Origin of the sequence: Erythrobacter aurantius, from assembly GCF_023823125.1 — a bacterium.
Taxonomy (GTDB): domain Bacteria; phylum Pseudomonadota; class Alphaproteobacteria; order Sphingomonadales; family Sphingomonadaceae; genus Erythrobacter; species Erythrobacter aurantius.
This window is the reverse complement of record NZ_CP090949.1, coordinates 1983081-2002660: the sequence shown is the minus strand read 5'-3', so window position 1 is coordinate 2002660 and position 19580 is coordinate 1983081. Positions and strand designations below refer to the sequence as shown.

Below are 19580 nucleotides of genomic sequence, written 5' to 3'. Positions count from 1 at the left end.
GCGCCGATAATCAGCCCTTCCGCAAGCGGCGAATTATGCCCGTAAAGCTCAATGCGGGCTGGCCATCGGCGTTAATCAGGCCGCGCACGAAAATCGTCTTCCCCCCGCCCCGCGTGACTTCACCGCGCGCTTCCATCAACGCACCCGGAGGCGCCGATCCGAGAAAATCGCCCGAAAGGTTCATCGTCACCGCGCTGTCGCCCTGCAAGGCATCGGTGGCGATTGCGAACAGCGCGAAATCGGCAAAGGTCAGCAGGCATCCACCATGCATGAAACCCGCGCCATTCATGTGCTGATCGGCGGCCCGGAAGGCGCAGACATAGCTCCCGTCGTCCTCGCGCCGCATGAAGAACGGGCCGGAACGGGTTTCGTAAGGATCATGGTTCCAGTGGTACCAGCCAGCGAATTCGCCCTCGGTGCATTGGACGGCATTGCCATAGCCGTATTCGGTCTTTGTCTCAGTCATAGGCCTTGTCTCACTGCCCCTGCTTGCGCGCCGCCAGCAGGTTGATCGCGATGGAAATGCGCGTGCCGGTGCCGTGGAAAGGACGCACGGCGTGTTGCAGCCAGCTTGGGAACATCACGATCATGCCGGTCTGAGGCCGCAACATCGGCTCGTTGTTCTGCGGGGCGCCCTCGGCATCCTTCAAGCGCAAGTCGGGCGCGGTCATCCGCACCATCGGCATGCGCGGGTCGAGCAGTTGCAGCTCCCCGCCCAGCGCCGGATCGTCCGACCCTTCATAGCCGTCGTCGATATAGGCGACAGCCGACCAGAAGCTGCCCGGATGGGTGTGATGGAAATTGGCGTTGGTCTTGCCGCTGACATTCGCCCACATTTCCGGCACCCAGCCATAACGGCTTTGCTGCGGGCTGCCCGCATCGATTGTCGCTGCGTCAGCCAGCGTCATCGCCTTGAAAGCCAGCGCGCGCGCCGCTTCGCCGCCCCAATCGATCATCTGCGTGTTAGAATGCCATCCGCCAATGTTCGATATCTGCACCCCGGCCTGATCCCGGCTCTTTTCCGCAAGGATGGTATCGCGCAACACCCTGATCCCTTCCGCGCTTTGCAGGCGATCGATGATGAAGGGGGTTGCGAACAGTTGGCGGGTTTCAGACATATGGCGCTCCTATCGGTCCGCCCTTTTCAACGCCACAATTGCAGCGCACGGATGGCGTGGAACATGCTGCCGTCACCGCGCAAAGGGGCAAGGCTGCGTTCGGCCAGCTTCCATTTGCGCCGCACGGTTCCCTTGCGCCACAGGTCGGTAAGCAGAAAGGCCCCGGTCCAGTCCTGACCTTTGACCTTCAGTTCGAGCTCGACATGGGCGGTGAACCACACACCGCGCCCATATCGACGCGCGGTCATTTCGTGGAAGCGGAATCCGTCCAGCACCAGATCGCCTTGAATCCCGGCGATCAGGCTCGCACGGTCAAGCAGCGCGGGTGGCGTGGTGCCGAACATGAACAGGCAATCGCCCGAAATCAGCGCCTTTATCTCGCGCAGGTCGCGGTTCATCCACGCGCGCATGATGCGCGTTTCTAGAACCTCGAATTCGGGTTCCAGTTCGGCCATTTACGCTTGCAGCGCGGCAACGCCGGGCAGCACCTTGCCTTCCATCCATTCGAGGAAAGCCCCGCCCGCGGTCGAGACATAGGTGACATCGCCCGTCACACCCGCCTGGGCGAGCGCGGCGACAGTATCCCCGCCGCCCGCAACGCTGATCAGCGATCCTTCCTGCGTCAGCGCGGCGGCATGGCGTGCCAGCGCCACGGTGGCAGCATCGAACGGTTCCGTTTCGAACGCGCCCAGCGGGCCATTCCAAACCAGCGTACGGCAAGTCTTGAGCACGTCGGCCAGCGCCTCGGTCGCCTGCGGTCCGATGTCGAGGATCATTTCGTCCTCGGCGACTTCGTGAACGTTGCAAGTGCGCAAGGAGGCCGGATTGGCGGCAAATTCCTTTGCCACCACCACATCATAGGGCAGATGCACGGTGCATCCGGCGTGGTCCGCTTCGTCCATGATGCGCGATGCGGTGTCGGCAAGGTCATGCTCGCACAGCGACTTGCCGACATTCACCCCGCGCGCAGCAAGGAAGGTGTTGGCCATGCCACCGCCGATGATCAAGTGCTGTACCCGCCCGACTAGGTTTTCGAGCACGGCCAGCTTGGTTGAAACCTTGGCTCCGCCGACAACCGCCGCAACCGGTGCCTCGGGATTGCCGAGCGCGGCGTCGAGCGCCTTCAGCTCCGCTTCCATTGCGCGTCCGGCATAGGCGGGCAGCAGGTGCGCCAGCCCCTCTGTCGTCGCATGGGCGCGGTGCGCGGCGGAAAAGGCGTCGTTGACGTAGAAATCGCCGTTCGCCGCAATCGCCTTGGCGAATTCGGGATCGTTGGCTTCCTCGCCCGGCCAGAAGCGGGTGTTGTCGAGCAGGCCGATATCGCCATCGCGCAGGATGCCGATCGACTGGGCGACAACCGGCCCGGCGACTTCGGGAATGAACATCAGTTCACGCCCCAGAACCGCCTCCACATCACCCACTACCATGCTGGTCGACAGGATCGAGCTGCGCATTCCTTTGGGCCGCCCGAAATGGGCGAGCAGCAGCACTTTCGCGCCCTTCTCGCTCAGTTCGAGGATGGTCGGCTTGACCGCTTCGACGCGGGTCAGATCGGTTGCCGAACCATCCTTCATCGGCAGGTTGAGATCGACCCGGACGAGCGCGACCTTGCCGGTCACGTCACCCAAATCGTCGAGTGTCTTGAATGCGGCCATGTCGCGCCCTTCCGGTGCCTTGGATTAGAGGAACTTCGCCATCACTCCGGCGGTGTCGATCATGCGGTTGGAGAAGCCCCATTCATTGTCGTACCAACTGACGACGCGGGCAAGCTTGCCTTCCATCACGCTGGTTTCGAGGCTGTCCACGGTCGAGCTGGCCGGGTAATGGTTGAAATCGCTGCTGACGAGCGGCTGATCGGTGTAATCGAGCACGCCCTTCATCGGGCCTTCGGCTGCGGCCTTCAGTGCAGCGTTAAGTTCTTCCGCCGTCGTGTCGCGACCCGGAACGAAGGTCAGGTCAACCAGCGACACATTCGGGGTCGGCACGCGCACCGACGAGCCATCCAGCTTGCCGTTGAGTTCGGGCAGCACCAGGCCGACAGCGCGCGCGGCGCCGGTGGTGGTCGGGATCATGTTGGCCGCACCGGCACGGGCGCGCCGCAGATCCTTGTGGATCTGGTCAAGCATGCGCTGATCGTTGGTGTAGCTGTGGATCGTCGTCATGAAACCCCGCGTGATGCCCACAGTGTCGTTCAGCACCTTGGCAATCGGGGCAAGGCAGTTGGTGGTGCAGCTGGCGTTGGAGACGATATCGTCTTCGGCCGTCAGCGTGTCGTGGTTGACGCCGTAAACGATGGTCTTCGAAACGCCCGTTGCCGGGGCCGAGATCAGCACCCGTTTTGCACCCGCTGCAATGTGCGGACGGGCGGCTTCGTCCGACTGGAAGAAGCCGGTGCATTCCAGCACGATGTCGACGCCCTGTGCCGCGTGCGGCAGCTTGCCTGGATCGCGCTCTGCCGTGACAGCAATGGTCTTGCCGTTGACTGTGATGCTGTCCGCTCCGGCGGTGACTTCGCCGTTGAAGCGGCCATGCACGCTATCATGCGCGAACAGCAGCGCGTTGGACTTCGCATCCGCAAGATCGTTGATCGAAACCAGATCGAGATCGTGATCGTCCCGCTCAAGGATCGCCCGAGCGACCAGACGACCGATGCGACCGAAACCGTTGATGGCAACCTTCGTGGCCATAAGAAAAACTCCTGCTTAGTTGTTCAGTTTGTTCTGGATTTTGGGGACAATCTGGTCCGCCGTGAAACCGTAGTGGGCAAACAGATCGTCTGCCGGGGCCGATGCGCCGAAGCTGTCGATCCCGATGTTGAGCCCGCCCCTGCCGGTGTAGCGTTCCCATCCCAGCGTCGATCCCGCCTCGATCGACACGATCAGCGCATCGTCAGGCAGAATGTCCGCCTTGTACGCATCGCTCTGCGCATCGAACAGTTCGGTGCAAGGCATCGAGACGACATCGGCGCCCACGCGCGCCGCTTCGAGCTGATCGGCGCATTCCATCGCCAGCGCGACTTCGCTGCCCGAAGCGACCAGCACGACCTTGCGGGTATTCTGTGCCGAACGCAGACGATAGCCGCCCTTTGCGCAGGCATTCGTCTCAGCAGTCCATTCGCCATCGCACGCACCGCGCAATTGCGGAAGGTTCTGACGCGACAGCGCAAGCACCGAAGGCGTTTCCGGCGTGGAAAGGGCCAGGGCCCAGCATTCCGCCGTCTCGATCGCGTCGCACGGACGATAGGTGTTGAGATTGGGGATCAGCCGCAGGCTCATGACATGCTCAACCGGCTGGTGCGTCGGCCCGTCTTCGCCAAGGCCGATGCTGTCATGCGTCATGACATAAACCACGCCGACCTTTTGCAGCGCCGACAGGCGGATCGCGTTGCGGCAGTAATCGCTGAAGATCAGGAAGGTGCCGCCATAAGGTACCACCCCGCCATGCAGCGCCATGCCGTTCATCGCGGCAGCCATGCCGAATTCGCGGATGCCGTAATAGACGTAGCGGCCCGAATAATCGTCCGCGCTCATCGGCAGGGTCGATTTGGTCTTGGTGTTGTTGGAGCCGGTGAGGTCGGCAGACCCGCCGATCAGATGCGGCAGCGTCTCCGTCAGCGGGCCGAGCGCCATTTCGCTTGCCTTGCGGGTCGCGACCTTCTGCGGATCAGCTGCAAGCGCGCGGATGTGCCCCTCGATCGCGGCGGAGGCATGATCGGCAACGCCGGCCATCTGTGCTTCGAATTTCGCCTTGTGCGGGGATGCGGCAAGACGCTGTTCCCATGCGCCATGCTCGGCCGCTCCGGCCTCGCCCGTGGCGAGCCAGTCGGCGAGGATTTCGGCAGGCACTTCGAACGGCGCCGGTTCCCAGCCAAGCTCGATACGGGCCGCAGCAATCTCGTCCGCACCAAGCGGAGCGCCGTGGGTGGCGCTGGTGCCTTGCTTGTTGGGCGCGCCCTTGCCGATCACGGTCTTGCAAGCGACCAGCGACGGGCGCGGGTCATTCTTCGCCTCTTCCAGAGCGCGGTCGATAGCGGCAAAGTCATGGCCGTCGCAGGCAACGACATGCCATCCGGTCGCTTCGTACCGGGCCTTGATGTTCTCGCTGGTGGAAAGGTCGGCGGTACCGTCAATGGTGATGTTGTTGTCATCCCACAGAACGATCATCCGGCCGAGCTTGAGATGCCCGGCAAGGCCGATAGCTTCGTGGTTGATGCCTTCCATCAAGCACCCGTCGCCCGCGATCACCCAGGTGCGGTGATCGACCAGATCGTCTCCGAACACCGCGTTGAGGTGCCGCTCCGCCATAGCCATGCCGACCGCCATGGCCAGCCCCTGACCCAGCGGTCCGGTGGTGCATTCGACGCCTTCGAGCAGGAAGTTTTCCGGATGGCCCGCACACGGGCTGCCGAGCTGGCGGAAATTGCGGATTTCGTCCATCGTCGGGTGCGCATAACCGGTCAGGTGCAGCAGGCTGTAGATCAGCATCGAACCGTGCCCGGCCGACAGTACGAAGCGGTCGCGATCGGCCCAGTCGGGGCGCGCTGGATCGAACTTCAGATGCCGCGAGAACAAGACGCTGGCGACATCCGCCATACCCATCGGCATACCCGGATGGCCCGAATTTGCCGCCTGGACCGCGTCCATCGAAAGAGCGCGAATGGCGTTTGCCATCGGCTGGAGGCGGGCTGGGTCGATCGTCATGGCGCGAATTTCCTCCTGCTGGCGCTTTTCATTACGCCTTTATGCGACTGCACGGTTTGTTCCGCGCCCTCGATTCGTACTGCCGAGGCTGTCGCAAAGTGCCATTGCCGAGCGCTTCCCCGAGGTCAACACTCACCCCTCACCCTTTCCCGAAGGGCAACAGCAGCGGCCATTTGCAGACCAGTTATCAACAGGAGTGCCCAAGGCTTTGCGAAGGCGGCCAATCTTGGTATTTCTGGCGCCATGAGTGCGACCCGGATCGATCAGGCGATGGCCCGCATCGGCTCCGCGATGGAGCGGATCGATGCCGCGCGCGCCCGGATGGAGGCAAGCAAGGGCGAAGCCGCTGCCTCGCCCGGATCGTCGCGCGTCATGGAACTGGTCAACGCGCATGAAAGATTGCGCGAAGAAGTGGCTGATACGATTGGCGAACTTGATGCCCTGATCGAGGAACTCGAACAGTGAGCCAGGTCAGGATCAAGATCGGCCCGCAAACCTATTCCATCGCCTGCGGCCCCGGCGAAGAAGAACGCGTCGCGCAACTGGGTGCGATGATCGACGCGCAATACGCCAAGCTCGGCACCTCCCGTGCCGCTCTCGAAGCACAAAACCTCGTTTTTGCCGCTTTGTTCATGGCGGATGAGCTGGACGAAGCCCGCAGCGCCGCGCGCGATGCCAAGGTCGAAGTCGCCGAGGCGCGTCAGCAACTGCAGCAGGCCCGCGATGACGCCGAAAACGCGCTGAAGAAAGCGCAGCAGGACAGCGAGGCGGATCGCGACAAATCCGGTTCGCGCAAGGCCGAATTGCGGGCCGAGATCGAAACCTTGCGCAAAGCGGAAGAAGCCGCCCGCAAGGAAAACATGAAGCTCAAGGCCGATCTTGCCGAATTGCAGGAACGCTCGCGCCACCAGCACGATCTGTTCGGCGGTCCGGCAGAGGATGCCGCTTTGGCCGAGGCATTGGCGGAAAAGCTCGAAACGCTTGCCCTTCGCGCCGAATCTACTGCGAGCGCGCTTGAAGGAAGCGCGCCAGCAGCCTAAGTGAAGGATTGGCGGGGCTGCCCGGCACGAGCCACAGAATATCCCTGAGGCTATAAGCAATCCAAGGGAGCTGTCCCTGCCTGAGTTGACGGGTTCGTCCCGGCGGCTTGGGTACACGGCGCCCACCTGACGTTTTCGGCGTCAGAGGATTTCCCGGCAACGACCCATGGTGGTCCCGTCATAATTTGTTTTTCGCTCGCCCTGCCGAGCTTGCGGCCCGCGCGGCCCGTTTCCCAACACGTTTTTGCGAACAAGGTGAAGCAATCCATGTCCCGTGCGTTGAACAAAACCGATCTCCGCAAGGCCCTGCGCAATGCTCGGCGCGAACATGTGGCCGCGCAACCGCAATCCATCCGTGCACTGCTGTTTCACCGTCCCCCGGCACCGCTGCTGGCGAAGATTGGCGACGAAGCGGTGATCGGCCTCTATTCAGCGACGCCCGACGAAGCACCCACCGCCGGATACGCACGCTTTTTCCAGGAAGCGGGGCACACCATTGCCCTTCCCCGTTTCAACGCTGCCGATGCGCCTATGCAGTTTCACCAGCACACGGACCCGCACGGGCAAAGCGATCTGGAAACCGGCCCCTTCGCGATCCGCCAGCCCGCAGACGACGCGCCCGAAGTGATCCCGGACGTAATTTTCGTTCCGCTGGTGGGTTTTACCGAGGATTGCGAACGTCTGGGCCAGGGCGGCGGCCATTATGATCGCTGGCTGGCGGAACATCCGGGCCGGATAGCCATTGGCCTTGCATGGGATGTACAGCTGGCTGAGCATCTGCCGGTCGAGCCGCATGATATCCCGCTCGATGCGGTGGTGACCCCGACACGGCTTTACGGACTGAACTGAGAGAATTCGACTGATGCGTGAAACCCCGACCTGGCGAATCCCCGTGGGAATCATCGGCCTGTTCATCGGCCTCATGATCTACGGCGTCCTGATCGCAGTCTATCTGGCTGACATCCTGCGGTACTGGCCAGGTTGGGCGCAGACCATAATCTACGTCTTCCTCGGCCTCGTCTGGCTGTTGCCGCTCAAGCGATTCCTGATCTGGATGGAAACCGGACGCTGGAGCGCGCCCCAAGATCCGGACCCCGAAAAGCCGGGTGACGCCTGAGGCGTCTTTCTTTCAAAAGGAAGGAAAAAGGTCCCAAGTGGCGCGAGTGACGGGACTTGAACCCGCGACCCTCGGCGTGACAGGCCGATACTCTAACCAACTGAGCTACACCCGCGCAATTACGCGTCAGCGCCTCTTGGGAGACGCGCAAATAGGGCCGAGTGTCAGACGTGTCAACGGCCCGTTGCGCGAAAAATCGAACTTTATTCCGACAGCAAAAGCACCGGCGTCTCGATCAGCTTTTTGACGTCCTGAATGAAGCTGGCCGCGTCGTATCCGTCGACCACGCGGTGATCGCAACTGATCGAGATGTTCATCAGCTTGCGCTTCTCGATTCGCTCGCCGCCCATGCGGTCAGGCACGAACATCGGGCGCTCGATAATGCGATTCGGGCCGATGATGGCAACCTCGGGCCGATTGATCACGGGGGTTGTCGCCACCCCGCCCAACGGGCCCAGCGAAGTCACCGTAAGTGTCGAACCCGAAAGCTCTTCCGACTTGGCAGAACCATCGCGTGCGGCATTGGCCAGGCGGCCGATTTCGTTTGCGAGCTGCCACAGGTTCTTCGCCTGCGCATCGCGGATGACAGGAACCATCAGACCGTTGTCGGTCTGGGTCGCCATGCCGAGGTGCACGCTGCCGTGACGGGTGACGACATTTGCCTCGTCATCGTAGCGGGCGTTGATCATCGGATATCGCGGGATCAGCTTGCAGAACGCGGTGATCAGCAGCGGCAGCATCGTCAGCTTCGGCTTCGATCCGCGCGCGCTGTTGAGATCGGCGCGCAAAGCTTCCAGCGCGGTGACGTCGCATTCCTCGACATATGTGAAGTGCGGAATGTGCCGCTTGGCCGCGCTCATGTTCTGGGCGATTCGCTTGCGAAGGCCGATGACCTTGACCACCTCGTCCTGGCGTGTCCGGCCGGCAGCGCTGAAGCCGCCGCCCGAATTGTAGGCGAGGAACTGGTCGAGATCGCCGTGGCGCACGCGCCCGTCCTCGGCCGGTTTCACTTCGGCAAGGTCGATGCCCAGATCGCGGGCGCGCTGGCGCACGGCGGGCGAGGCCAAGACCTTTGCTGCGGGTGCGCTGGGAGCCGGCGCGGGCTCTTGCTGCGGAGCCGGCGCAGGTTCGGGTTCAGGCGTGGGTTGCGGTGCAGGAGCAGGAGCGGGAGTGGGCTCAGGCGCGGCTTCCTCAGCCTTTTCCTCGATCTTGGAAGGCGCTTCTGCTTTGACCGCACCTTCCACTTCGATCACAAGCAGCATCGAGCCGACAGCGATCACGTCGCCAACCTCGCCCGCGATTTCCAGCACCTTGCCGTCCACCGGGCTTTCAATGTCGATCGTCGCCTTGTCGGTCATCACGTCGACCAGATGCTGGTCTTCGGAAACGGTGTCACCGACCTTGACGTGCCATTCGACGATCTCCGCCTCGGCCACGCCTTCGCCCACATCGGGCATGTTGAAAGTGAACTTCGCCATTGCGCTTTAGTCCTTGAGGATCTTGTCGATGGCCTCGCCGATGCGGACAGGGCCGGGGAAATAGGCCCATTCGAGGCTGTGGGGATAGGGTGTGTCAAAGCCTGTGACGCGTTCGACCGGGGCTTCGAGATGGTAGAAACAGCGTTCCGTCACCAGTGCCGAAAGTTCCGCACCAAATCCGCTGGTGCGGGTCGCCTCATGCACGATCAGGCAGCGCCCGGTCTTTTTCACCGAAGCCTCGATCGCTTCGATATCGAGCGGGACAAGCGTACGCAGGTCGAGGATTTCGGCGTCGACGCCCTTGGCCTCACAAACGGCCTGCGCCACATGAACCATGGTGCCGTAGGCAATCACGGTCAGCTCTTCACCTTGAGACACGTGGCGAGCTTTGCCCAACGGCACTTTGTAATAGCCTTCGGGCACCACGCTATCTTGATGCTTCTTCCACGGCTCCACGGGCTTGTCGTAATAGCCCGAGAACGGCCCGTTATAGATACGCTTGGGTTCGAAGAAGATGACCGGATCATTATCTTCGATACAGCTGATCAGCAGCCCCTTGGCGTCATAGGGCGTGGACGGGATCACCGTTTTCAGGCCCGAGACGTGAGTGAAGATCGATTCCGGCGATTGCGAGTGCGTCTGCCCGCCGAAAATGCCCCCGCCAAAGGGCGAACGCACCGTCATCGGCGCGATATATTCGGTGGCCGAGCGATAGCGCAGGCGTGCGGCTTCGGAAATCAGCTGGTCAAGGCCGGGATAGATGTAATCGGCGAACTGGATTTCCGGCACCGGGCGCAGGCCATAGGCCCCCATCCCCACCGCGACACCGATGATGCCGCATTCGGAAATCGGCGTATCGAATACGCGGGTCTTGCCGTGCTTTTCCTGAAGGCCCGCGGTGCAGCGGAACACGCCGCCGAAATAGCCGACATCCTCACCCATCACGATCACGTCGGGATCGCGGGTGAGCATGATGTCGAGCGCTTCGTTGATCGCCTCGATCATGTTGATGCGGCGTTCGGCGGTGGCTTCGACGTCCGCCTGTGTCTTTGTCTCGGCGCTCATTTGCCAGCCTCGTCCATCGGGTGGTGATCAGGCCATTTGATCTGGCGTTCACGCGTGGCCTGCTGCGCCTGCTCCTTGAGGTGCCAGGGCAATTCCTCGAACACGTCTTCGAACATGGTGTGGAACGGATGGTGCAGGCCGTGGCCCAGAATGCCGTTCTTTTCGGCTTCCTTGGTGGTAGCCTTGACCCGTTCGGCACATTCGAGGTCCATCGCCGCGTGGCGTTCCTCGTCCCATTCGCCGATGGCGATCAGGTGCTTTTTCAGGCGCATGATCGGATCGCCCAGCGGCCATTCCTCACGCTCCTGCGCGCTGCGGTATCCGCTCGGATCGTCGGAGGTGGAGTGCCCTTCCGCGCGATAGGTGAAGTATTCGATCAGGGTAGGACCCTTGTTGGCGCGGGCGCGGTTCGCCGCCCAAGCCTGCGCGGCGTAACAGGCCAGCGCATCATTGCCGTCGACGCGCAGCCCCGCGAGGCCGTAACCCAGCGCGCGGGCGGCAAAGGTGGTGCGTTCGGCCCCGGCAAAGCCGGAAAAGCTCGAAATCGCCCACTGGTTGTTGATCACGTTGAGGATCACCGGCGCGTTGTAGACGGTCGCAAAGGTGCAGGCGGAATGGAAATCGCCTTCCGCCGTGGAGCCCTCACCCACCCAGGTTGCAGCAATGCGGCTATCGCCCTTGATCGCGCTCGCCATCGCCCAGCCCACGGCCTGCGGCGTTTGCGTCGCAAGGTTGCCCGAAATGCTGAAGAAGCTGTGCTCACGGCTCGAATACATGATCGGCAGCTGGCGGCCTTTCAGCTTGTCGCCCTTGTTCGAATAGATCTGGTTGATCATTTCGATCAGCGGGTAACCGCGCGCGATCAGGATGCCCTGCTGACGATAGGACGGGAACACCATGTCGTCGCTGGCCAGCGCCATCGACGCGGCAACGCTGGTCGCCTCTTCGCCGGTGCACTTCATGTAGAAACTGGTCTTGCCCTGCCGCTGGCCACGGAACATGCGTTCGTCAAACGCGCGCACCAGAGCCATGTGGCCCAGCATGGTGCGCAAGGTTTCAGGATCAAGCTTCGGGTCCCAGGGGCCGTGCGCCTTGTCGTCTTCGCCCAGAACGCGGATCAGGCCATAGGCGAGATCCTTCATCTCATCAGGTTTGGCGCCTTCGTCAGGGCGCGGCTGCGCACCTGCTTCGCCAATGTCGACATCGGAAAAATCGACCGGGTCGCCGGGACGCGAACGCGGCTCGGGCACGTGCAGCGCAAGCGCGGGGCGATTGTCGCCGGACGGGGGTGTTGTGGAGGCCGGATCGGCCATAGGCTTGCTCTCCCAAGAGTGCTCTTGGACCCTCGCCTATGTCAGCCGATGGGGAGCGGTCAAGGACGCGCAATCACACCGCAACAGGAGCCTTGATCGGGGGCAGCGGCGCGTAATCATGCACCACGAAATCCTCGATTTGGTAATCGAAAATTGTTTCGGGCTTTCGCGTGATTTCCAGAGTGGGCAACCCTTGCGGCGCGCGAGTCAGCTGTTCCTCGATCAGATGGGCGTGGTTGAGATAGAGGTGCACATCGCCCCCCATCCACACCAGCTCGCCCGGCTCATGCCCCGTTTGCTGCGCCATCATCCGGGTAAGCAGCGCGGCCGACCACAGGTTGAACGGCAGTCCCAGCGCGACATCGCAGCTGCGCTGATAGAGCATGCAGTTCAGGCGATTTCCGGCGACGTGGAACTGATAGGTCTTGTGGCACGGCGGCAGCGCCATCCGGTCCAGCTCGGCGACGTTCCAGCCTTCGATGATGTGGCGGCGGCTGCCGGGATTCTTGCGCAGGCTCTCGACCACTTCGGCCACCTGATTGATGCCCGGTCCCTTTTCATAAAGCCCGTCCTTGCGATAGCGATATGTCGGCCAGTCGACCCATTGCTTGCCATAGACCGGCCCCAGATCGCCCCAACGCGCAGCGAAAGCTTCGTCATCGGCAATCCGTTGGACGAAATCGTCAAGGCTGATCGCATCGCCCGTTTCGCGCACGTATTTGGCGTGTGGCCATTCGTTCCATATCTTCACCCCCTGCAGCACCAGCGGGCGGATATTGGTTTCGCCGGTGAGGAACCACAGCATCTCGCGCGTGGCGGTTTTCCAGTAGACGCGCTTCGTCGTCAGCAGCGGCATCGCCCCGCCGGCAAGGTCAAACCGCAGCATCACCCCGGCAATCGAACGGGTTCCCACGCCGGTGCGATCGACGCGTTCGCTGCCGCCGGTCCATATCTGGCGCATGAGATCGAGATATTGCTGTTCGGGGTGCGGATTCGCGGGCGTAGGCATGCGAAGTTTATAGGGTGCAAATGCATGCTTGCCACCCGCGCTATCCACACCTATAGCGCCCGCCTTGCCTCGATCCGCGTGGTGCGAATCTGCGTGGAATCGATTGGGTCGGGGAGTAGCTCAGCCTGGTAGAGCACTGTCTTCGGGAGGCAGGGGCCGGAGGTTCGAATCCTCTCTCCCCGACCAGCAAAAAGGGCCGCGAGTGGTTATCCACCCGCGGCCCTTTTGATTCAAGTCAGCCGATCACCACAGCCAGACGTAAAGCCCGATCAGTGTGGCGACAGTCATTGCGGCCAGCGTGTTGAACAGCGTGCTGGTCGCAAAACCGATGTCGCTCAGCTTGACGGTGCGTTCCTCTTCGGGAGCCGCCGTCATCCGCGACATCACCATCGCTGCGATCAGGGCCAGCACAAAGACGCCCCAGATGCGGATGATGAACGGTACATCGGGCATTCCGAATTTCAGAAGCACGTTGACCGCCAGCGATCCGAGCAGCGCGGTGAAGGCGCCAGCGGCATTCGCACGCTTGTCAAAGAAGCCAAGCAGAAACACCACCACGATCCCCGGAGCGATGAAGCCGGTGTATTCCTGCACCGTCTGGAACCCGCTTTCGAACCCGCCGATAAACGGACGGGCCAGAACAAGCGCGATTGCCATGGCGGTGAAGGCGGCGATGCGGCCCACCGTCACGTAATGCTGTTCTGGCTTGTCAGGCTTGGCCGCCTTGTAAAGGTCCATGGTGAAGATCGTCGAGATCGAGTTCATCATCGATGCCAGCGACGAAACCACCGCCGCGACCAGAGCCGCGAACACGAGGCCCCGCAGACCGGCAGGAGCGAACGCCATCAGTTCGCCATAGGTGCGGTCCGATTTCTCGGCCAGAGCCGCTCCATCAAGCACGCCCTGCTGCGCAAGGATCACCGCCGCGATCCCCGGCACCACCACGATGAACGGCACCAGGATCTTCAGGAAGGCGGCAAAGGCCAGACCCTTTTGCGCTTCGCCCAGATTCTCGGCACCCAGCGCGCGCTGGATGATGTACTGGTTGAAGCCCCAATAGCTGAAGTGCAGCACCCACAAACCGCCCAGCAGCGTCCAGATCCCCGGAAGGTCCGAATAGGCCGGATGATCGGGTTCAAGGATCATCTCGAAGTGGCCCGGCATTTCCTGCAGTAGATAGCCAAAGCCCGCCACCGCACCGTCCGCCGGCAGCGCGTCAAGCGCGAACCAGGTGATCGCCAGACCGCCAAGGATCAGGATCACGACCTGAATGATGTCGGTCAGCGCCACGGCCTTGAGACCGCCATAGATCGAATAGAGCGCAGCAAACGCGGCCAGCGCCATCATCGACGACATGACGCTCCACCCCGTCAGCGACTGCACGGCAAGCCCGCCCAGCCACAATACAGTGGTAAGGTTCACCGCGGTGTAAAGCGCGACCCAGAACACGCTCATGAGGTTCTTCACCCCGTCGCCATACCGCTGCATCAGGAATTGCGGCATGGTGTAGATCTTGCGCTTCAGGAAGATCGGCAGGAAGTATTTGGCAACGATGATCAGGACGATGGCCGCCTGCCATTCATAAGCCGCAATCGCGACCCCGACGGCAAACCCTTGCCCCGACTGGCCGATGATCTGTTCCGCGGAAATATTCGACGCGATAAGCGAAGCGCCAATCGCCCACCACGGCAGCGCCCGTCCGGCGAGGAAGTAATCCTCGGTATTCTTGTCATGCCCTGCCGGTTCACGACTGACGAACAGCGCGATCCCCAGCAGCGCGAGCGCGTAGCCCGCGATAATTATGATATCTATTGTCTCCAGCGTCATCGGCCGATCCCCTCTCCTCGCGCGAGATTGTTTGCCCTCGCGTCGTATTCCCCCGATTTCAGATGACTAGCACACAAGCCGGCGGCTCCAATGAGACCCCGCCGACTTATGCGCCATCATCATTCAAACTGTTCCGTTCAGAACGAACATTGCGTGCCGGCGGGCAGTTCGCGGCGCGAAATCTCAACCACCGACAGTTCCAGCGGAGCGTCTGTCGCGATCGTCAGGCTGTCGCCCAACGAACCCAGACACGCCTGCGTGAGCACCATTTCGCGCCAGCCCTTGCCCGCCGCGATCGTCAGTTGCGGGCTGACCGAAACCGGCTCGCCGCCGCTGGAAATCGTCACCTGGCCCGCAGGAGCCTGAGGCAGGTTATAGCTGATGACGAACGCGCCCTCGCCCGATCCGTTCAGCGTCAAACTGCCGCCCGGTCCGAAGGTGATGCTGCGTGCGTCTTCCTGGCGATCCTTGTCGATCCCGCGGGCTACAAGGCCATCGCCCTGGCCGCGCAGATTGGGCAGGTCGCTGCCTCCGGCCAAAGCCGAAACACCCGCCGCCAGACGCCCGTTGGCATACCATTCCGAACCGGCGGAAAGGCTCAGGAAACCGCAATCCTCGCTCAGCGTGCCAAGCGCGCTGTGATCATCAAGAGCGCGGCCGTATCCCATAGCGAACAACGCGCCGTCGGGGCCGTTCAGCGGCATTCCTTCGCAGCTTGCCGGCCAGCTGAAAGACAGCTTGCCCGTGGCGGGAACGGCGCCGAACAGCACATTGGCCACGCCCGCGCCCTCACTTCCCGGAAGCCACGATGCGACAAACGCGTCGGAAGCATTCAATTCGCGGTTCATCCACAGCGGACGGCCCGAAAGGAAGACAGAGACAGTCGGAATGCCTTCAGCCTCGAACTTGCGCAGCAGTTCCAGCCCTTCTTCATCGCCGAAAACCATGTTTTTGCGGTCACCGGCGAATTCGGCATAGGGTTGTTCACCGAACACGACGATGGCGACATCGGGGCGCTGTTCAAAAGAACCATCGGCTGAAAGCGTCGCCGAACCGCCGCTTTCGACAGCAGCCTCTTCGATACCGGCCCAGATCGATGTCGCGCCGGGGAAATAGTCATTGGTGAGCTCGCGCCCACCTTGCCAGGTCAGCGTCCAGCCCCCGGCAGCCTGCGCGATGCTGTCTGCCGCTTCGCCCGCGACGAGGATATTCGCGCCCGATTTGATCGGAAGCACGCCCTCGTTCTTCAGGATCACCTGCGATTTGGCGACCGCTTCGCGTGCAATTGCACGGTGCGATGCCTGACCCAGCTTTTCATACTCGCCAGCGTTGGGGCGTGCAGATGGCTTTTGCGCATCAGGGCCGAGCAGCCCGGCGCGCATCTTCACGCGCAGGATGCGGGTGACAGCTTCGTCCACGCGCGCTTCGGGAATGGTGCCGTCGCGCACCTGTGCCAGAAGCGATTCATAGAGCGCCACCGCATCATCGGGCACCATGTAGATGTCGAGGCCCGCCAGCAGCGACTGCGGGCAATCCGAAACGGTGCACCCGGCAATCTGCCCGTGCGCGTTCCAGTCACCCACAACCAGCCCGTCAAAGCCCATTTCGCCGCGCAGCACATCCGTCAGCAGGTCACGATTGCCGTGCATCTTGATGCCGTTGATCGAGTTGAAGCTGGCCATGATCGTCTCGACCCCGGCGGCAATCGCCATCGGATAAGGCACCGCATGGATCGCCATCAGTTCTTCGATATCGCCGTTCACATCACCCTGATCGACACCCTGATCGGTTCCGCCGTCGGCAAAGAAGTGCTTGGCCGTCGCGATCACGCGGCCTTGTGCGAGGAAGTCTGCGTCACCCGGCTTCCCCTGCAACCCTTCGATCAGCGCCGCGCCCATTTGTCCGGTCAGCACCGGGTCTTCGCTATAGCTTTCGTAGGTCCGGCCCCAGCGATCGTCGCGCGCGACAGCCACAGTGGGGGAGAAGTTCCAGTCGATGCCGGTAACCTCGATCTCAACCGCAGTTGCCGCGCCAATCTGGCGCACGATATCGGGATCGCGGGTAGCACCCAGCCCGATATTGTGCGGGAAGATCGTCGCATTCATCACATTGGTGTGACCGTGCACCGCGTCTGTGCCCCACATGGTCGGAATGATCGGCTCGCCATTGGGCAGAGGCGCGGTAGATGCGTCCCACATCTCGTCCGCAAGCCGCAGCCATTCGGAAGCAGGCGCAAATTCGTCGCCATAGGGGCCGCCGTTGCCGCCGTTGAGATAGCTGCCCCAGCGATACTTGCGCATTTCCTCCGGCGTGACGGAATTGATCTGCGGCTGGATAAGCTGGGCAATCTTGCGCTCCAGGCTCATGCGCGAAACGATATCCGCGATGCGGGCTTCGCTGTCAGCTTCAACAGAGGTGGAAGCGGCCACAGCCACAGGTGTTGAACTGGCCGATTGCAGGCTTCCTTCGCTGCAACCGGAAACGGCAAGCGCCATGATGGCGCTGGCGAGCACCAGACGTGCTTTACTACGCATTTTCAGAGAGTCCCTCCCAAAGACCTTTGCTCTCTTATCCCAAATGAGAACGTTATCAATATACTACAAATCGCGCCTTTGAATGCAAGCTTTGCGGTGTCAGCGGCGCACAGGAATGGTGAAAAGCAGCGCTCCGGCGATCCCGGCCAACAGCGCAAAAAGCAGGAAAAGTCCTGTGAATCCAAAGCCCGGCACCAGAGTCAGGGTGAACCAGGGCATCACAATCGATGGCAGCGTATTGGTGAGATTGAACACGCCGAGATCGCGCCCACGGTGCCTTGGCTGCGGCAAAACGCGCAAGGTCTGCGCGGTGTGCAGCGAAAGGAACACCGATGCGGCGATTGAAAACACCACATATCCCGCAATCGCAACATCCAGTTCGCGCGCAAATGCCATCAGAACCAGCCCCGCGGTGATCACAAGAGCACAGATCGCCAGCGGAATGATCGGGCGCTCGCGCCGGTCAGACCAGCGGCCCAGCAACAGCGCGAGCGGAACCGATATGATCAGCACCATGCTGAAGATGTTGGCGGCGGTGTTTTCGTGAAAATCCTCTGCCAGCGAGCGCAGCCAGAACAGAAGAAAGGCGAACAGGCCCGCTTCGGCGATCTGCACAAGGAAACGCGCAGCCCACATCCGGGCAAAGGTGGCACGATCCTTGACGATCCTTGTATCCTCTTGTGTTGGGGGCGCCTCCTCCATCAGTTCCGGACGCACCCTGTTTCTTGCCGCGAGCGCCGCGGGCAGCACGCAAAGCGTCACCAGCAGAATGACGGTGAGCAACCGGTTCTGCGGATCGACTACGTGTTCGGAAGTCACCAGCGATCCAGCAACAGCGCCCATCGCAGGCGCCAGCGCCAATGCGCCACCCAGCACGCCTTTTTGACTGTCCGGAAAGCAATCCCCCGCCAGCGCCAGCAACGGAGCCAACATCATGTTGAGCCCCACCTGCCAAAGCATGACAAGGATCACCAGTTCGGTAAGGCTGCTGGCGTGTCCAATTGCGATCAGCAGCGCGCTGGAACTGGCTAGCCCCAGCAGGATCCACGGAGCGCGCGTTCTTGTCCTGTCGCTCAAGATGCCGAAGGCGATGTTGGCGAGGCTGGCGACAAGCGCACCGAAGAACGTCACCCGCGCAAGAGCGGGCACGTCCGCCGTCCCCATCAGAGCAGTGATCTTGAGCGGCAACAGGACCGTCAGGAACGGCACATAGGCAATTGCTCCTCCCCCCGCGGCCAATGCGAAGAGGGCAAGGTACCAGATCGGCTGGCGATTTTCGGGACTGTCGATTGCCTGCAACCCCGCGCTCAGTCAGCCTTTAGCGCCGGACCGATCGAAGCCCGTTCGACGAGGCTAGCAGGAACATCAATCACACCGCCCTTGTATGGCTTATCCTTAAGCGTGATGAGTTTTTCGACCGCTGCCGAAACTGTCTTTGCGATCGGCTGATCGATTGCCGTCAACGGCGGCTGCGAAAAACGGATGATCGGCGTGTTGTCGAACGAGATGATCGAAAGATCGCGCGGGACATGCATCCCCCGGTCGCGCGCCACTTCAAGCGCAGCCAGTGTCATCTGGTCGTTGCTGCCGATGATCGCGGTGATGCCGGGATTACGATCCAGCAGCGCACGGGCCGCCTTTGTCCCGGATTCATAACCAAAATCTCCGCGCTCGCTCAGCCCGTCAGCGTTCAAGCCATGCTCTTCCATAGCCCGCCGCCAACCATCGACACGCCATCCGCTGAGGCTGTAATCGCGCGGGCCGGCAATGATGCCGATGGTGCGATGGCCAAGCTCAATAAGGCGCGACGTGGCCTGATGGGCGGCTTCCTCATCGCCCATGGTCAACGGAATGCCCGGCCCATCCTCGGTCGACCCGATCCGGGCGAAAGGAATTCCCCGCCGCTCCAGCAGATCGGTGATCAGACGGTTTTCCGAGTGAGGCGGGGTCAGGATCACCCCATCCGGCTGAAGCGCCGAAATCGTGCCGTCCAGCTCGCGCTCGACATGGTCCATATGCGTGTCGACCAGTTCGACCATCATGCGATAGCCATGCTTCGAACAGGTCAGAATCCCGCCGAGCAGCATCTGGTCGACCCAGTCGGTGCCCTGCCTCTCGCGCCAGTCGGCCAGCGTTCGCTCACGATCATTGATGGCGAGGATGATGTAGGATCGCGATCCGCTCATCCGCTGGGCGGCAAGCGATGGCACATATCCCAGACGATCGATTGATGCCTGCACCTTGTCGCGCATCTGCGGACGGACATTCGGCCCGTCATTGATGACGCGGCTGACAGTTTGCAGCGAAACCCCTGCATCTTCCGCCACATCGCGGATTGTCACCGACTTGTTTCGACCCCGTGCCATGTCCCGTTCGCCG

18 protein-coding genes, 2 tRNA genes and 1 other RNA gene are annotated in these 19580 nt (G+C 61.9%); 6 read left to right on the top strand and 15 right to left on the bottom strand.

Annotation, left to right across the window (positions count from 1 at the left end; all coding sequences use genetic code 11):
• Positions 1-10 precede the first annotated feature (10 nt).
• From L1K66_RS09515 to tkt, 6 genes are read right to left on the bottom strand one after another with little or no spacing between them, the layout of a single operon-like run.
• On the bottom strand, positions 11-466 hold the full coding sequence (locus L1K66_RS09515) for a PaaI family thioesterase (RefSeq protein WP_252257651.1): 456 nt from the start codon (positions 464-466) through the stop codon (positions 11-13).
• A gap of 10 nt (positions 467-476) precedes the next feature.
• Positions 477-1118 (bottom strand): TIGR02466 family protein, encoded by a 642-nt coding sequence (locus tag L1K66_RS09510; RefSeq protein ID WP_252257650.1) that lies wholly within the window; start codon positions 1116-1118, stop codon positions 477-479.
• 26 nt (positions 1119-1144) lie between these two features.
• A complete protein-coding gene (locus L1K66_RS09505) occupies positions 1145-1573 on the bottom strand; it encodes a nuclear transport factor 2 family protein (RefSeq protein ID WP_252257649.1) in 429 nt (142 codons plus the stop codon).
• Entirely contained in the window at positions 1574-2773 is a 1200-nt protein-coding gene (locus tag L1K66_RS09500; protein WP_252257648.1) for a phosphoglycerate kinase, read from the bottom strand.
• Between the two features lie 24 nt (positions 2774-2797).
• Positions 2798-3805 (bottom strand): type I glyceraldehyde-3-phosphate dehydrogenase, encoded by a 1008-nt coding sequence (gap, locus tag L1K66_RS09495; protein ID WP_252257647.1) that lies wholly within the window; start codon positions 3803-3805, stop codon positions 2798-2800.
• A gap of 15 nt (positions 3806-3820) precedes the next feature.
• Positions 3821-5827, bottom strand: coding sequence for a transketolase (tkt, locus tag L1K66_RS09490; RefSeq protein ID WP_256471502.1), 2007 nt, complete (start codon positions 5825-5827; stop codon positions 3821-3823).
• A gap of 234 nt (positions 5828-6061) precedes the next feature.
• On the opposite strand from tkt, the gene L1K66_RS09485 reads away from it, so the two are divergent.
• The 5 genes from L1K66_RS09485 (at position 6062) to L1K66_RS09465 (ending at position 7975) form a co-directional block, all read left to right on the top strand.
• The gene (locus tag L1K66_RS09485) at positions 6062-6283 is read left to right on the top strand and encodes a hypothetical protein (RefSeq protein WP_252257645.1); all 222 of its coding nucleotides are present in this window, start codon (positions 6062-6064) and stop codon (positions 6281-6283) included.
• Positions 6280-6858, top strand: coding sequence for a cell division protein ZapA (gene zapA / locus L1K66_RS09480; RefSeq protein ID WP_252257644.1), 579 nt, complete (start codon positions 6280-6282; stop codon positions 6856-6858). The genes L1K66_RS09485 and zapA overlap by 4 nt, the downstream gene beginning before the upstream one ends.
• 11 nt (positions 6859-6869) lie before the next feature.
• Positions 6870-7038: non-coding RNA, 6S RNA (gene ssrS / locus L1K66_RS09475), on the top strand.
• Between the two features lie 87 nt (positions 7039-7125).
• The gene (locus tag L1K66_RS09470; protein ID WP_252257643.1) at positions 7126-7707 is read left to right on the top strand and encodes a 5-formyltetrahydrofolate cyclo-ligase; all 582 of its coding nucleotides are present in this window, start codon (positions 7126-7128) and stop codon (positions 7705-7707) included.
• 13 nt (positions 7708-7720) lie between these two features.
• Complete coding sequence (locus L1K66_RS09465) at positions 7721-7975, top strand: DUF2842 domain-containing protein (protein WP_034953831.1); 255 nt, start codon at positions 7721-7723, stop codon at positions 7973-7975.
• 38 nt (positions 7976-8013) lie between these two features.
• On the opposite strand, the gene L1K66_RS09460 is transcribed toward L1K66_RS09465, so the two are convergent.
• The 5 genes from L1K66_RS09460 to thyA form a co-directional block, all read right to left on the bottom strand.
• Positions 8014-8090: transfer RNA gene (locus L1K66_RS09460), tRNA-Asp, on the bottom strand.
• Positions 8091-8178: 88 nt separating this feature from the next.
• Positions 8179-9453: a dihydrolipoamide acetyltransferase family protein gene (locus L1K66_RS09455; RefSeq protein ID WP_252257642.1), complete on the bottom strand. Its 1275-nt coding sequence runs from the start codon at positions 9451-9453 to the stop codon at positions 8179-8181.
• Between the two features lie 6 nt (positions 9454-9459).
• Complete coding sequence (locus L1K66_RS09450; RefSeq protein ID WP_252257641.1) at positions 9460-10518, bottom strand: alpha-ketoacid dehydrogenase subunit beta; 1059 nt, start codon at positions 10516-10518, stop codon at positions 9460-9462.
• Positions 10515-11831 carry a 3-methyl-2-oxobutanoate dehydrogenase (2-methylpropanoyl-transferring) subunit alpha gene (locus L1K66_RS09445; protein WP_252257640.1) on the bottom strand — a complete coding sequence of 439 codons (1317 nt, stop codon included), beginning with the start codon at positions 11829-11831 and terminating at the stop codon, positions 10515-10517. The genes L1K66_RS09450 and L1K66_RS09445 overlap by 4 nt, the downstream gene beginning before the upstream one ends.
• Positions 11832-11904: 73 nt before the next feature.
• Positions 11905-12840 carry a thymidylate synthase gene (gene thyA, locus L1K66_RS09440; protein ID WP_252257639.1) on the bottom strand — a complete coding sequence of 312 codons (936 nt, stop codon included), beginning with the start codon at positions 12838-12840 and terminating at the stop codon, positions 11905-11907.
• Positions 12841-12949: 109 nt separating this feature from the next.
• On the opposite strand from thyA, the gene L1K66_RS09435 reads away from it, so the two are divergent.
• Positions 12950-13026, top strand: a tRNA-Pro gene (locus L1K66_RS09435).
• A 57-nt stretch (positions 13027-13083) separates the two neighbouring features.
• Here the strand turns inward: L1K66_RS09435 and L1K66_RS09430 are convergent.
• The 4 genes from L1K66_RS09430 to L1K66_RS09415 all read right to left on the bottom strand — a co-directional run bounded on the left by L1K66_RS09430 (position 13084) and on the right by L1K66_RS09415 (position 19567).
• A complete protein-coding gene (locus tag L1K66_RS09430; RefSeq protein WP_252257638.1) occupies positions 13084-14667 on the bottom strand; it encodes a sodium:solute symporter family transporter in 1584 nt (527 codons plus the stop codon).
• Between the two features lie 137 nt (positions 14668-14804).
• Positions 14805-17201 carry a glycoside hydrolase family 3 protein gene (locus L1K66_RS09425; RefSeq protein WP_252257637.1) on the bottom strand — a complete coding sequence of 799 codons (2397 nt, stop codon included), beginning with the start codon at positions 17199-17201 and terminating at the stop codon, positions 14805-14807.
• Between the two features lie 99 nt (positions 17202-17300).
• Positions 17301-18500 (bottom strand): MFS transporter, encoded by a 1200-nt coding sequence (locus L1K66_RS09420; RefSeq protein ID WP_252257636.1) that lies wholly within the window; start codon positions 18498-18500, stop codon positions 17301-17303.
• 8 nt (positions 18501-18508) lie between these two features.
• Positions 18509-19567, bottom strand: a complete 1059-nt coding sequence (locus L1K66_RS09415) for a LacI family DNA-binding transcriptional regulator (protein ID WP_252257635.1) — start codon at positions 19565-19567, stop codon at positions 18509-18511.
• Between the last annotated feature and the right edge of the window lie 13 nt (positions 19568-19580).